The 14,219-nt window shown below is 61.3% G+C and carries 12 protein-coding genes and 1 pseudogene; 7 read left to right on the top strand and 6 right to left on the bottom strand.

Annotated features, from left to right (window positions below):
- The 3 genes from EET13_RS29960 to EET13_RS21895 all read right to left on the bottom strand — a co-directional run.
- Positions 1-1,301, bottom strand: a 1,301-nt coding sequence (locus EET13_RS29960; protein ID WP_136623225.1) for a beta-ketoacyl [acyl carrier protein] synthase domain-containing protein, incomplete at its 3' end; no start/stop codon positions are given.
- 60 nt (positions 1,302-1,361) lie between these two features.
- Positions 1,362-2,429, bottom strand: a complete 1,068-nt coding sequence (locus tag EET13_RS21900; protein ID WP_122444234.1) for a phosphotransferase — start codon at positions 2,427-2,429, stop codon at positions 1,362-1,364.
- A 192-nt stretch (positions 2,430-2,621) separates the two neighbouring features.
- Positions 2,622-3,146, bottom strand: a complete 525-nt coding sequence (locus EET13_RS21895; RefSeq protein ID WP_136623224.1) for a hypothetical protein — start codon at positions 3,144-3,146, stop codon at positions 2,622-2,624.
- A 1,054-nt stretch (positions 3,147-4,200) separates the two neighbouring features.
- Here EET13_RS21895 and EET13_RS21890 point away from each other — a divergent pair.
- Positions 4,201-5,874, top strand: a complete 1,674-nt coding sequence (locus EET13_RS21890; protein ID WP_122444239.1) for a DHA2 family efflux MFS transporter permease subunit — start codon at positions 4,201-4,203, stop codon at positions 5,872-5,874.
- Positions 5,875-6,293: 419 nt separating this feature from the next.
- Here the strand turns inward: EET13_RS21890 and EET13_RS32930 are convergent.
- Positions 6,294-7,591, bottom strand: a pseudogene (locus EET13_RS32930) (ISL3 family transposase).
- A gap of 541 nt (positions 7,592-8,132) precedes the next feature.
- Here EET13_RS32930 and EET13_RS21875 point away from each other — a divergent pair.
- The 3 genes from EET13_RS21875 (at position 8,133) to EET13_RS31825 (ending at position 9,068) form a co-directional block, all read left to right on the top strand.
- The gene (locus EET13_RS21875; protein ID WP_122444232.1) at positions 8,133-8,555 is read left to right on the top strand and encodes a hypothetical protein; all 423 of its coding nucleotides are present in this window, start codon (positions 8,133-8,135) and stop codon (positions 8,553-8,555) included.
- Between the two features lie 167 nt (positions 8,556-8,722).
- A complete protein-coding gene (locus EET13_RS31830; protein WP_342212302.1) occupies positions 8,723-8,968 on the top strand; it encodes a PE family protein in 246 nt (81 codons plus the stop codon).
- Positions 8,916-9,068, top strand: coding sequence for a hypothetical protein (locus EET13_RS31825; RefSeq protein ID WP_244604041.1), 153 nt, complete (start codon positions 8,916-8,918; stop codon positions 9,066-9,068). Before EET13_RS31830 ends, EET13_RS31825 begins: the two co-directional genes overlap by 53 nt.
- Before the next feature lie 131 nt (positions 9,069-9,199).
- On the opposite strand, the gene coaA is transcribed toward EET13_RS31825, so the two are convergent.
- Together coaA and EET13_RS21860 are read right to left on the bottom strand one after the other, a co-directional pair.
- Positions 9,200-10,138, bottom strand: coding sequence for a type I pantothenate kinase (gene coaA, locus EET13_RS21865; RefSeq protein ID WP_122444231.1), 939 nt, complete (start codon positions 10,136-10,138; stop codon positions 9,200-9,202).
- A 4-nt stretch (positions 10,139-10,142) separates the two neighbouring features.
- Positions 10,143-10,400: a hypothetical protein gene (locus EET13_RS21860; RefSeq protein WP_122444230.1), complete on the bottom strand. Its 258-nt coding sequence runs from the start codon at positions 10,398-10,400 to the stop codon at positions 10,143-10,145.
- An 8-nt stretch (positions 10,401-10,408) separates the two neighbouring features.
- On the opposite strand from EET13_RS21860, the gene glyA reads away from it, so the two are divergent.
- From glyA to phoH2, 3 genes are all read left to right on the top strand, one after another.
- Positions 10,409-11,689, top strand: coding sequence for a serine hydroxymethyltransferase (glyA, locus tag EET13_RS21855; protein WP_122444229.1), 1,281 nt, complete (start codon positions 10,409-10,411; stop codon positions 11,687-11,689).
- A gap of 142 nt (positions 11,690-11,831) precedes the next feature.
- Complete coding sequence (locus EET13_RS21850; protein WP_122444238.1) at positions 11,832-12,659, top strand: acyl-ACP desaturase; 828 nt, start codon at positions 11,832-11,834, stop codon at positions 12,657-12,659.
- Positions 12,660-12,872: 213 nt separating this feature from the next.
- Complete coding sequence (gene phoH2 / locus EET13_RS21845; RefSeq protein WP_122444228.1) at positions 12,873-14,174, top strand: RNA 5'-3' helicase PhoH2; 1,302 nt, start codon at positions 12,873-12,875, stop codon at positions 14,172-14,174.
- The last annotated feature ends 45 nt before the right edge of the window (positions 14,175-14,219 follow it).

Here is a 14,219-nt window from a genome sequence, read left to right as displayed (position 1 = left end):
GGTGTGGGCTGGGGGGGTGGTTGTTGGATGATCAGGTGGGCGTTGGTGCCGCTGACGCCGAAGGCGGACACGGCGGCGGTTTTGATGTGATCGGTGTGTGGCCATTCGCTCGCAGCGGTAAGTACGCGCACGCTTGACTCGTGTCCTGTTAAGGCTGCATTTGGCACCGCAAAATTTATGGTTGGGGGTAAGAAATCATTTTTCAGCGCGAGTGCGACCTTAATCACACCCATGACCCCGGCGGCAGCCTCAAGATGCCCAATGTTGGGTTTTGCCGAACCGATAATCAACGGATGCACTCCGTGCGCTGAACGGCCACGATATACTGAAATAAGGGATTCTGCCTCGGCGATATCTCCAGTCGGCGTAGCAGTTCCGTGCGTTTCCACATAATCGACGTCTGAGGGCTCAGTACATGCAGCGGCTAGTGCTGCATTAAACAAACGCCTATGCCCATCCGCAGTCAGATTGACGAGGCCCGAGCGACTGCCGTCATTGATGATTGCGCCACCGCGGATTGCGCAATATATGTGGGCTTTATGCGCCAAGGCGCTGGCTACCTTCGTAAGCACGACGACGCCACCGCCTTCACCCCGAACGTAGCCATCAGCGCGATCATCGAACGGGCGGCATATTCCCCCAGGCGAGAGTACGCCAAGCTCGGCAAGGCTTTCGGCGGCATACGGGTCGAGGTTTAGGTGGACCCCGCCGGCTACGGCTAGGTCACACTCACCCCTTTGAAGGCTGTCTATCGCCAAGATGATTGCCGTGAGCGACGACGACTGTCCCGTGTCGACCACAAGGCTTGGCCCAGTTAGGCCGAAGAAATGAGATATTCTTCCGGCGATAACCGAGCGAAGCGACCCCACCGTGCTTCGAGGGCTAATTGCGACGTGGTTACGCGCCAGGAGAGATGAATAGTCGTCGCGCATCGCACCGATAAATAACCCTACAGGCTTGTCCGTAATCTTTTCAGGGATAATACGTGCATCTTCGAAGGCGGACCAGACCAGCTCAAGAGCCAGGCGCTGCTGCGGATCCATTCGTACAGCTTCATCATCTGAAATTCCAAAAAACGGAGCATCAAAGTAATCTGCGTCTTCGAGATAAGCGCCGTACTTCAAGCAGTCGGGACCATCTCTTTCATCGACAAAGATGCGACTCGAGCGTTGATAAGGCGCGGAGTGCGAAATGCAGCTTTGGCCTCGGATTAAAAGTTGCCAATATTCACTAGGGTTAACGGCGCCGGGCACCCTGCACGAAAGGCCAATTATCGCGATCTGATCGCTATCAGATGCCATCGTCACTTGCCTCCGCTATCGATTCGGACGGCTTCGCTAGTTGAACCTCCAGCGGCAATGTCAACTCGACCGCCAACCAATATCGAGCACATGTTCGCAGTTTCGTTGCAGCGCAGTTCTAATCATCGCATCGCCCCGATCGGTGCGCCCCACCAACATCGCTGAAGCGATGATTCTCGCGACGCACAGAGGGCTTCGCCGGCGCACGCTCTCATGAACATCGGCGAGACTGATCTGAGATTGAGCACCGAGGGCCTCATGATACGCCTGCAACAGCGCGTCGTAGTGCCGGCGCCGATCGGATGTTGCTATGGCGCAGCCAAGAAAGTAAGCCAGATCTGCCATCAGTGGACCCCAACACACTGCCTGCCAATCGATGACGGTCACCGATTGATCTGCAGCAGTGCCGAACAGTAGGTTGTCGAGGCGGTAATCACCGTGGATCAACCCGAACATTCGTGGTCCATCGGCTTCGTTGATCATGTCACGGTAATCGCCAAAGCTGGCCACCACACGATCGCACAACGCGCGGTGCGGCGGTGAAATCTGGTTGCCATACCGCTTCAAGAAGTCTGGGTACAACTCGGTTATGAGGGTCTGAGTGATTGGCATCTTCTGGTTGAGCCACGGAGTCTCAGCTAGTGTTGCGTCGCCGATCAATGATCCGTGTATGCGGCCCAATGCAACGACCGCCAGTCGCGCCTGTTCTACCGTGGCGCCTCGGATTTCATCGCCGGCGACCGCCGGATTGACGTCGCCGAGCAACAAGTTGAATATCCCAGTCGAAGCATCGAAGGCAGCGTGATAGCAAGTCGCTATCGGTCCGTTTACGCGCCGTGCGAGGTCGCGGTAGAAGCGGACTTCACGCTCGTAGAAGCCCAGGGTCCATCCAGTTCGCATACTCACTTCGTCGTTAGCCACCAGTTTAAGGACCACTGATTGCGGCTTACTTAACACAAAAGAATTGGCGGCGTAACGGAGCCGTATGCGATAACACTCACTCATTAGGCCAGCGCCAATAGGTTCGACGTCAAAGTCAACGATAGTTCCGGATTGGATCGCGCCACTAAGCCAAGCTGCGGTGAGATCGTTTGTCCGCTCGATAAGTCGATCAAATTGATTAGTCATCGTGAACGTCTGCCGCGAAGTTTCGCGCTATGTTGAACAAATACCCGTCACGTGCGGTCCACGCTCCTGCGACGACGTGACCTGCTTGAAAAAGCATCGCGAAATTCAATGGAATGCGCAATAGCCGCTGAATTCTCAGTGGGAGATCAGATAAAGAAGAACTTTATCAGAGGCCGGTGCACAGCGTCTTGGTTAATTGTCGTCATTCTCAACGCGGACATATACGTTGCTCATCTCGATCGGGTCAGATTGTTGATTCAGGAAGTCTATCACGTCTAGAATATCATAGCTGTCAATGATAACGGCGACGCTCGGCGGTTTGTCGTAAGTGAACGGATTTTTTAAGCCGTTTTCATAATTGTTGCTATTAGCCGTGAATATGTTCGCACTGTTGACAGCATCGGTATCTTGACTATCAGTAGAGCCGCCAGAATTTTCACTCGAGCACGTATCGGATTTGAACTCATCACAGGTGGCCAGCGTAATCGTGAGCCTACCGGCGGATATGTCTGAGCCGTGAGGGGTTACCTCGTCAATAACGGAAGTCACGCCAGCGATCAACGCCAGTGCGCCCAGTGCCCTGCTTGCAGCGTGGGTGCGCCTGCGTAACCCGATGTGTTGCCCCCAGAAATCTTCTGCATCACTCTTATCAACGCTGGGTATGCGAAGGTGTCTCGGGTCGTGAGGTATCTGCGACATGCTCAAACTTTCGTCCAACGGGTCGAGTCTAGTTATATGACTGGGGTCCATGTGATCGAGTCTCCGCGTATTCAAATACAGATCTTAGAGCGATGCTCAAAGAGATGCCAGAGCCAGAGATTGTGCGGGCAGCGTTCTCGGCGAAGAAGCCAGAGAACAAAATCTCATTTCGGACAATGATCTCCTCGAGAACTATTGATAAGGTATGGAGAACTACATAATGAAGTTGCCGGTGCAGTTCCCGCAATAATGCGCACCGCATATACGCCTATCGACATGACAATATATCGTTGATCGGCTAACTTAACTAAAGTGCCGTAGTCTCTGATCTAATTTAAACGATGACGCGAATTCTTCAAGACCGGTATAATTATATTGGCTGGCTGAAAACTCAATCCGATATTTCACGATCAGCTTCCAGACCGATTATGCATCGACTCTAGCGACACTACAGGCTGGCGGAGCGGCTTTCCACAATCGTCAGCGATTTCGGCAAAACCTACGCATATGAGTGCGGTGTATACGCAATGGCCAAAAAAATATACGCTATAGTGCTGACGATCTTTGGTCGGCTGCGTTGTATCGGCCCTGTCGGCCGGAATCGTCTGCATGTCGTCGGCATGGACCGCCTGCATGTGTTTTCATTGGCTGGTCCGGTGCTGGCAGCCAGGTCCACTGACCGCCCGCGGATGAGCAAGTTGCGATCGCGTCGGTCTGAGTCCTCTTGCCGAGCTACAGTCCCGCAGCCGCCACCAACAAGAGGGCGGCAGCACGAATCTGGCGCTTGCCATGGCAGGCCACGAGCAGGCACACCTACGGGGCTGGTATTTGCACTCGGATTCGGGCACTACTTACTGTTGGCCAGCGTGCGCAGGTGAAGACGCCCTCGGGAACGCGGGCATATCGCGTGGCCTTGGCGCGATGGTTCAAGCCTGATCGTGCATCTTGTGTATGGACCACGACGATGGGCGCTGACGTCGCCGATTGCCGAACAGGCCGATCGGTGCAAACATCCGCAAGAAGACACGGACGCGGTCGCTTGCCGCTCGGGGCGATTCAGGAGACGATGCAGATGGTACGCGGCCTGAGGGCACGACGACCGCGAAAGTCGACGACACATGATTTAGGGCCGACTACAACTACGGTCCATGGCGTGCCACCTACGACCTGTGGGCGCGATTCAGTTCTGGATAGACGGGTTTATCCGGCTCATCTTGACGCACGGCTACTGCAAATAGCAAGCATATGTTTGCTAGTGTCGATGATGACCTATCTGGACATCACTGTGGTTACGGTGGCCCAACACACCTTCATAACTGTCTTCAAAACCACACACGTTGTAGTCGCCTGGACTATGACCGGATATACATTGGCGTTGGCCACGGTTATCCCATTGGCGGGCTGGGCCGCTGACCGGTTTGGCGCCAAGCGCCTCTTTATCAGCTCACTTAGTGTCTTCACCGGCAGCTCGATGCTGTGCGGGTTTGCGCCAAATATCGATTCACTAATAATTTTCCGGATCGTGCAAGGCCTCGGTGGCGGCATGCTTCTACCGCTGATACTCACCACCTTAGCCCGGGAAGCCGGTCCAAAACGGCTTGGCCGCGTCGTCGCCGTAATGGGCGCTCCCACAGTGCTAGGCTCTGCCTTCGGGCCTTTGTTGGGGGGCTGGCTTATCGACAGCTATGGCTGGCATTGGATCTTCTGGATAAATTTGCCGTTTGGCCTAGCGGCCACTGTTATGACAGCCATCTTATTCCCCGTTGATCATCCACGCTCATCGGAAGCGTTGGATCTCGTCGGTGCGCTCCTGCTGTCGCCGGGCCTGGCGGCGTTGCTGTATGGGGTATCAGCCATCCCCGATTGCGATTCAGTATCAGATTTCCGTGTATGGATTCCGGGCGCGATTGGTGTAGCTTTTATCGTCGGATTCGTCTTACATGCCCTGTACCGTTCGGCGCATCCGCTCATCGATCTTCGACTCTTCAAAAACCCTGTAGTCGCATTAGCAAATATGGCAACCTTTCTTTTCGCTGCTGCTACACTCGGTGCCGGATTGTTAATCCCAGGATATTTCCAGCTCGTGCTGCATCAGACTCCTTTGCAATCAGGAATCAGTACTGTTCCACGTGGAATCGGTGCGGTGCTGACCATGTCGTTAGGTGGGTTACTCATTGATAAACACGGCCCAGGCAAAACCCTCCCGATGGGCATCGTGTTTAGCGCCGCCGGCATGGGAATCTTCACGTACGGGGTAAGTCAGCGAGCCGATTACTTGCCGCTGTTTGCAACAGGCCTGACAATGATGGGCCTCGGTTGGGGCTTTGTGCGGGTTCCACTCTCTGCGGCATCGGTGCGGACGTTGCGCCCACACCAGGTCGCACGCGGCTCGACAGTCGCCAAAGTCAATCAGCAAGTTGCGGCTTCGGTGGGAACCGCTCTGATGACAGTGCTGCTGACAAGCCAATCCAACCGCGACCAAAATATTTCTGCTGCGAACCGGATGGTAGCCATGCAAGATTACTCTGTCGGAAGACAGCTACCTGTCGGGCCACCAGCGGTACCGGGGCGGCCTCCTAACGGCCACGCTCTAAGTGACCTGATGCAGGGCATTACGCATGCGTATGCCATGGTGTTCCTGATTGCTGCAGTAATGATCACATTGACGCTGATTCCGGTGATGCTTCTGACCAGGGTGTCAGCGCCAAAGTTGCCGATTTATGTGTCCAGCAAACAGCAGGGCTAAAGAACGTTACGCGTGCAGCAGAAGTTTATAGCTCGACCATTTATGACATCGCGTCATCTTCGCGGTTCTGTCTCCACGCCGTACTAGGACGTCCTTGAGGGGTTCCTGTGATGTGCGTCGGGTCCAGGCACGAATCTTCGCCTTCGCCTGCCGGATCGCCTGGTCGGCGATGTAGGTGTAGACGTACCACTTGTTCGTTCCTCGCTTGCGGCGCCACTGGATATGGAACCCGAAGTCGAACCCGTCTTCCATGTGCACGACTTGATCTTGGTCTGCAACAAGCCCTTCCAGCCCGCCAGGGCACGGGTCTTGTACGGGGACTCCGCCACCCCCAACCCGATCAGTCGACGACGAACCCAGCCCGACGTGCACCCCTGGCAGCGCCCTTCATTCGTGCAGGGAAAGGGGGTCTTCGTAATTCAGAGTGCATTGACCAGTGAGTGCAGGGCGCCGCTGTGCAGCAGTGAGCGCCAGCGGTAGTGGGTGAGGTTGCGGAATCCGAGGGCGTTGCGGCGCAGTGCTTCAAGGCGGCCTTGATGGCTTGGGTGGGGCCGTTGGAGGTGTGGTGATCGAAGAAGGCCAGCGCGTCGTGGCGGCGGCGGTGCCGGGTGCGGCCCAGCTGGGCCAGTTCTTCGAGGACGGCGGGCACACCGCGGCGCAGCGAGTCGATGATCGCGGTCATCATGGTCTTGCCGCGGCGCCGGTCAGGATGGCTATAGGCAGCGATGATGCGCTGATAGACACTGCAGGTCGCCATGACCCCGAGATGGTTGTGATCGGCGAAGACCGCCTCGAGCCGGGTGCGTTGGCGGCTGGTCAGCAGCGGCAGCCGGGTGCGCAGGGTGCGGCGCATGCCGTAGAGCGGATCGCCGGTACGGCCCCGGTGACCACAGGTGGCCTGTTGGATGCGTTGGCGGGTCAGGTCGAGCTTGGCGCCGGCCAACGCGACGACGTGGAAGGGGTCCATGACCGCGGTGGCTTTGGGCAGCACCTCGGTCGCGGCGGTCTTGTAGCCGTCGAAGCCGTCCATGGCGATCACCTCGACCTGGTCGCGAAACCCCGGCGGCTGATCGGCCAATCACATCTTCAGCGCCGCCGCCGAGCGCCTGGTCACGAGGTCAAGCAGTCGAGCAGTGCCAGTGCCCTCGCGCACCGGTGTGAGATCGATGATCAGCGTGACGAACCCCTCGGCGTCATGGCGACGCGGCGCCCAGCGGTGTTCATCGGCCCCGATGACCCGCACCCCGGCCAGACGATCGGTTCCGGCCGCAGCGATCAGATCGGCCAGGGCGGGCATGGCGATGGTGCTGACGGTGTGCCAGGACACCCCGAGTTCGGCCGCGATCGCCAAGATGGTGGTTCGGTCGATCATCAACCGCCGCAACACATAGCGAGCACAGCGCCGCGTCGTCGAGGACCGTGGCGCTGCGAGCCTTCCGAGGTCCTGGTTGAACACCGCCCGCTCACACTCGACGGTGGTGCAGCGGTAGCGGGGCACCGCGACCCGCAACACCAGCGGATAGCCGGCCACTGGCAGATCGGTCAACGGCCGAGTCACGGTATCGCGATACCTGCCGTCTCGGCCGCACTCCGGGCAACGGGGATCATGGCCCACCGGCGTGTAGAAGATCGTCGTCTGGGTGTCGTCGACGGCGGCGTCGGTGATCGTCACCCCCTGGTGCGCATAATCGTGTCGGCAACAACAGAGCGTGGGCAGGCAGTAGCCTCGGACAACGGGTCCCCGCGGTGGTGTGGCGGGCCAGTGTAGGAACCCGAATCGTCACCCGCCGAGGGCCCACCTCAGCTCACCGACACGGCACCCGCACCGAATACCTCCACCCCACCGATGCACTCTCGTTCACGAAGAGCTCCGTTAGTTGCCAATTCCTCTTCGTCAATGCTCGCCGCGCACACGTCATCTGACGCCTGACTTGAGCAAGTCGGGCCGTGCACACGTCATCTGACGTGCTACCCGCCACGGCTTTGTCAGGCCGCTCCGGTCTATACCGGTCGTCTCCCAGGAAAGGCGCCCCGGCTCCCAACCTTCCGATCGCAGGAGTCCATGATGCAGCTCTCTCATCTCCATGCGAACAACACGCGCCTCATGGCGCACGCTTACGCCGAAGAGCAGCGGTCGCGACATGATTTTGGCCCGCCATGGCAGTAGCTGGCAGTGCCATGCGTCGATCCGGCAGTACAGCATCGGCACTCTGAGAGTCGTTCCAACCGACTTTCCGAGAGCTCTAGGAGTGATTGCTATGACCGCTGTTACCGGTACGACAACCCGACCCCTGTACGACTCGACGGACTCATTGCTGCGGTTCGCAATGCGCGTCGATGCCACGTTGACAGGGCTGATGGGGTTGACCGTCGCCGTCGCAGCCGACCCGATTTCCAGAATGACCGGGCTCACGTCCGGCCAGGAATACAGCGTCGGCGCCTTCTTCGTGCTGTATGGCGTGCTGGTATTCAGTCTTGCCGCGTTGCCGAACCTGCGCCGCGCCGGGATCGGCGTCGTGGTGGGCAATCTCGTCTACACCGTGGCTGCTGTCGCGGCTGCTGAATTGGTGCCCATGACCGTCGTTGGGGTCGCCGCGACGCTGGCCAGCGGCGCATACACCGCGGTGTTCGCCGGCCTGCAATACCTCGGCGTGCACCGCCTGGCCACGAAGAACGCCTAGCTACTTCGCAACTGCCCCGCATCAGCCGTTCCGGCGGCGTCTTCGGCAAAAAGCCGAAGACGCCGTTTCCGGCGGCCATGCGCTGCAATTTCGGGTCATTGCCGGTAGTGCAGGGGAGGAGATTGGGGCAGCCAAGCCGTTCGTGATCGCGAGTCCGGAAACGATGGCTGCAGCGGGGACCGATTTGGCCGGGTATCGGTTCGACTGTCAACACGGCCAACGCGGTTGCCGCGGCGCCCGACGGCCGGGACGGCGGCAGGCGCCGACAGGTGTCGGCGGGTATTGCAGCACTGTCTTGCGCCTATGCCGAGGCCTACCAGAACCTCAGTACGCCGGCGATCGGGTTTCACGCACAGCTTCGTGCGGCTTCTGAGGGTAGGTGCGGGTGCGTACGCAAGCGCGGAGGCCGTTGATGTCCAGCAGAATCTCCGCGGGCTGTCGTCGGGCAACGGAGGTAACGGCGGAAACGGCGGGCCCAACCAGCTTGCCGGTGCGGCGCGGCGGCGGGCCTGATCGGCAACGGCTGCAGCGGCGCGAATGGCTCTAACGGCGGCGCCGGCGGCACGAGCGGCGTGCTGTTCGGCAAGCCCGGAGTCCCCGGCGCATCGCCGGTCTGGCTCGGCAGCGGCTCTGACGCGGGTCGGTTACAGCTTGCGCAGCCGCAGCCGGTTGATCGAGTGGTCGGCGTCTTTGCGCAACACCAGGGTGGCCCGCGGCCGGGTCGGCAGGATGTTCTCAACGAGATTGGGCCGGTTGATCGACCGCCAGATCTCGCGCGCCGCGCCCACGGCCTGCGGGTCAGACAACGCCGAATAGTGGTGAAAGTGCGACTCCGGGTTGGCGAACGCCGTGCTGCGCATCGCCAAGAACCGCGACACGTACCACTGCTCGATGTCCTCGATACGCGCGTCGACGTACAGCGAGAAGTCGAACAGGTCCGACACCATCAGGGTGGGGCCGGTCTGCAAGACATTGAGCCCCTCCAGGATCAGGATGTCAGGATGGCGCACCACGTGTTTGGCTCCGGGAATGATGTCGTAGTGCAGATGCGAATAGACGGGCGCGCACGCGTAGTCCGAGCCCGACTTGACCGACGTCACGAACCGCATCAGCGCCCGGCGGTTATAGCTCTCTGGAAAACCCTTGCGGTGCATGATGTTTCGCCGTTCCAGCTCCGCGTTCGGGTAGAGAAAACCGTCGGTGGTGACCAGGTCCACTCGCGGATGGTGGTCCCACCGGGCCAGTAGTGCCTGCAGCACACGTGCGGTGGTCGACTTGCCGACCGCCACGCTGCCCGCCACGCCGATGATGAACGGCACCGGCCGGTCCGGGTTTTGTTGCGGCTCGCCGAGGAACTCGGCGGTTGCGGCGAACAGCCGTTGGCGCGCGGCGACCTGAAGATGAATGAGCCGGGCCAGCGGCAGATACACCTCTTCGACCTCCAGCAGGTCGATCTGCTCACCCAGGCCGCGCAGGCCGATCAATTCCTCTTCGGTGAGGGCCAACGGGGTCGACATACGGAGCGCGCGCCATTGCTTTCGGTCGAACTCGACGTACGGGCTCGGCTCGCTAAGCCGTGGCATGGTGTCAGTCTTGCAGGGATCTGCCCGGCAACGGCGGCTGGGCCGGTGAAAAGGCGGCGCCGGCCCGTTCGGCGTCGCGCAGCTCCGGTGCGCCGGCGCCGGGCCGGACCAACAGGGTGATCGAGTCGGCCGGAGCAACCAGTGGTTGCGGGGTGCGATGTGCCGTGTGGTCGGCCCGAAAGGGGCTGCCTGGATAGACTGGCGCCCGTGACTGCCGCACCCGACGCTCGTACTGATGCACCTGAAACGGTCCCTGAAACACGCTCTGTCATGTCCGCCCCGCTGGCCGAGGTCGACCCCGATATCGCAGAGCTGCTGGGCAAGGAACTTGGCCGGCAACGGGACACCTTGGAGATGATCGCCTCGGAGAACTTCGTGCCGCGCTCGGTGTTGCAGGCTCAGGGCAGCGTGCTGACCAACAAGTATGCCGAGGGACTGCCAGGGCGGCGGTACTACGGCGGTTGCGAACACGTCGACGTCGTGGAAAACATCGCCCGGGACCGGGCCAAGGCGCTGTTCGGCGCCGATTTCGCCAATGTGCAGCCGCATTCGGGTGCCCAGGCCAACGCCGCGGTCCTGCACGCGCTGATGACCCCGGGGGAGCGGCTGCTGGGTCTAGACCTCGCCAACGGCGGCCACCTGACCCATGGCATGCGGCTGAACTTCTCCGGCAAGTTGTACGAGACCGGCTTCTACGGCGTGGACCCCACGACACACCTGATCGACATGGATGCGGTGCGCGCCAAAGCGCTGGAATTCCGCCCGAAGGTGATCATCGCCGGCTGGTCGGCGTACCCGCGGATTCTCGACTTCGCGGCATTCCGGTCGATCGCCGACGAGGCCGATGCGAAGTTGTGGGTGGACATGGCCCATTTCGCAGGTTTGGTCGCCGCCGGATTGCACCCGTCGCCGGTACCGCATGCCGACGTGGTTTCCACCACGGTGCACAAGACGCTCGGCGGCGGCCGTTCCGGCATGATCCTGGGCAAGCAGGAGTACGCCAAGGCCATCAACTCGGCGGTGTTCCCCGGCCAGCAGGGCGGACCGTTGATGCATGTGATCGCCGGCAAGGCGGTTGCCCTGAAGATCGCGGCCACCGCTGAGTTCGCCGACCGCCAGCAGCGCACCCTGTCCGGTGCCCGGATCCTCGCCGAACGATTGCTCGGTGACGATGTCGCCAAGGCCGGTGTCTCGGTCGTCAGCGGCGGAACCGATGTCCACCTGGTGTTGGTGGACCTGCGCAACTCTCCACTGGACGGTCAGGCCGCCGAGGATCTGTTGCACGAGGTGGGAATCACGGTCAATCGCAACGCCGTTCCCAACGATCCCCGCCCACCGATGGTCACCTCCGGTCTGCGGATCGGGACTCCGGCGCTGGCGACCCGCGGATTCGGCGACGCGGAATTCAGCGAGGTTGCCGACGTGATCGCCACCGCCCTGGCAGCGGGCGGCGCTGCCGATCTGTCCGCGCTTCGTGCCCGGGTGAGTCGTCTGGCCCGGGAATTTCCGCTCTACGAGGGCCTCGAGGACTGGAGCTTGGTCGGTCGTTAGCGGTGCCCAAAAGGTGCCGAAAAGGTGCCGAAAAGGTGCCGAAAAGGTGCCGAAAGGCGTTGTCAGCGCGATGATGCGGGTGGGCCGCGACACGCGCAGGCCCAATTTCACGAAACCTGTGTCGTCGGGTTACAGTTACTGCATGGCACAGAAACCTGTAGCTAATGAGCTGACCCTCGAACTCGAGCCCGTGGTGGAAGAGAATATGGCTCGCCACCTTGACACCGAGGACATCTGGTTCGCCCACGATTACGTTCCGTTCGACCGCGGCGAGAACTTCGCCTTCCTCGGCGGACGGGACTGGGACCCGTCCCAGGCAACGCTGCCCCGGGTCATCACCGACGCCTGCGAGATCCTGCTGATCCTCAAGGACAACCTGGCCGGCCATCACCGCGAGCTGGTCGAGCACTTCATCCTTGAGAAGTGGTGGGGCCGCTGGCTTGGCCGGTGGACCGCGGAAGAGCATCTGCATGCCATCGCGCTGCGGGAATACCTCGTGGTGACCCGCGAGGTCGACCCGGTCGCCAATGAAGAGGTTCGCGTCCAATACGTCATGCAGGGCTACCGCGCTGACAAGTACACGCAGGTGGAGACTCTGGTCTACATGGCGTTCTACGAGCGCTCCCTGGCCGTCTTCTGTCAGAACCTGGCTGCGCAGATCGAAGAGCCCATCCTGGCCGGGCTGATCGACCGGATCGCCCGGGACGAGGCGCGTCACGAGCTGTTCTTCGCCAACCTTGTCGCGCACTGCCTCGACTACACCCGGGACGAGACGATCACCGCGATCGCAGCCCGCGCTGCCGACCTCGAGGTCGTCGGCGCTGACATTGACGCCTACCAGGACAAGGTGCAGAAGGTGGCCAACGCCGGCATCTTCGATCCCCACCAGCGGCGGCAGGTGATCTCCGATCGCATCACTGCCTGGGGGCTGGCCGACGAGCCTGCGCTCAAGCAGTTCGTCACCGGCTAGTTCCGACCGCGAACGGAGCGCGTCGGCGCGCCTGCGCTGCGGCGGTGTCGTCACCGGAGTAGCGTCGGTTTCGATGGTCAGCGACATGCTCTGCTGCCAGGGCGGCACCTCCCGTCACCACAAGGGCAGGACCGGCCCCGGTCCTGATGCCGCGGCCCGCGCCGACACGCTCGTGTGGGTCCGCCCGGGCGTCATTCGCTCGAGGAGCGCCCCGTGACCGAATTCCGGACCTACGTGTTGGACACCTCTGTGCTGCTGTCCGATCCCTGGGCGTGCAGTCGCTTCGCCGAGCACGAGGTGGTGGTGCCGCTGGTGGTGATCAGCGAACTGGAGGCCAAACGCCATCACCACGAGCTGGGCTGGTTCGCCCGTCAGGCGCTGCGCTTGTTCGACGATCTCCGGCTGGAGCACGGACGGCTGGATCAGCCCATTCCCGTTGGTACTCAAGGCGGTACGCTGCACGTCGAACTTAACCACACCGACCCGGCGGTGCTGCCCGCCGGCTTTCGTACCGACAGCAATGACTCTCGGATTCTCAGTTGCGCCGCCAACCTCGCCGCCGAGGGCCGGCAGGTCACCTTGGTCAGCAAGGACATCCCCCTTCGGGTCAAGGCTGCCGCGGTGGGCCTGGCCGCCGACGAGTACCACGCGCAGGACGTCGTCGCGTCCGGATGGTCGGGGATGCGCGAACTCGAAACCGCGGCCGAAGATATCGCCGCGCTGTTCGCCGACGGCGAAATCGACCTGGTCGATGCGCGGGACCTGCCATGCCACACCGGAATTCGGCTGCTGGGCGGTAGCTCCCATGCGCTGGGCCGGGTGAACCCGGCCAAACGGGTCCAGCTGGTTCGCGGTGACCGCGAAGTTTTCGGGCTGCGTGGCCGTTCCGCCGAACAGCGAGTGGCGCTCGATCTGCTGCTCGACGAGTCGGTGGGCATCGTTTCGCTGGGCGGTAAAGCCGGCACCGGAAAGTCGGCGCTGGCATTGTGCGCAGGTTTGGAGGCGGTGCTGGAGCGCCGGACTCACCGAAAGGTGGTGGTCTTCCGCCCGTTGTATGCGGTCGGCGGCCAAGAGCTGGGCTATCTGCCCGGCAGCGAGAGCGACAAGATGGGCCCATGGGCGCAGGCTGTTTTCGACACCTTAGAGGGGCTGGCCAGCCCGGCGGTGCTGGATGAGGTCCTGTCCCGCGGCATGCTCGAAGTGCTGCCGCTGACCCACATTCGCGGCCGCTCACTGCACGACTCATTCGTTATCGTCGACGAGGCCCAGTCGCTGGAGCGCAACGTGTTGCTGACCGTGCTGTCACGGCTGGGTACGGGCTCCCGGGTGGTGCTGACTCACGACATCGCCCAGCGCGACAATCTGCGGGTAGGCCGCCACGACGGGATCGTCGCGGTGATCGAGAAGCTCAAGGGCCATCCGCTGTTCGCGCACATCACGCTGTTGCGCAGCGAACGGTCTCCGATCGCCGCGCTGGTCACCGAGATGCTGGAAGAAATCACCGGGCCGCGCTGAGAGGGCTCCGGGCCGTAGCCGGGCATCGGTAAAGTCCGGGTAATG

Source organism: Mycobacterium attenuatum (assembly GCF_900566085.1).
GTDB classification, from domain to species: domain Bacteria; phylum Actinomycetota; class Actinomycetes; order Mycobacteriales; family Mycobacteriaceae; genus Mycobacterium; species Mycobacterium attenuatum.
This window is presented reverse-complemented; position numbering and strand designations above follow the sequence as displayed.

Coding starts and splice junctions, on each gene's coding strand:
- EET13_RS21900 (WP_122444234.1), bottom strand. CDS start 2,429: ATGACTAATCAATTTGATCGACTTATCGAGCGGACAAACGATCTCACC.
- EET13_RS21890 (WP_122444239.1), top strand. CDS start 4,201: ATGGTACGCGGCCTGAGGGCACGACGACCGCGAAAGTCGACGACACAT.
- EET13_RS21875 (WP_122444232.1), top strand. CDS start 8,133: ATGACCGCTGTTACCGGTACGACAACCCGACCCCTGTACGACTCGACG.
- coaA (WP_122444231.1), bottom strand. CDS start 10,138: ATGCCACGGCTTAGCGAGCCGAGCCCGTACGTCGAGTTCGACCGAAAG.
- glyA (WP_122444229.1), top strand. CDS start 10,409: ATGTCCGCCCCGCTGGCCGAGGTCGACCCCGATATCGCAGAGCTGCTG.
- EET13_RS21850 (WP_122444238.1), top strand. CDS start 11,832: ATGGCACAGAAACCTGTAGCTAATGAGCTGACCCTCGAACTCGAGCCC.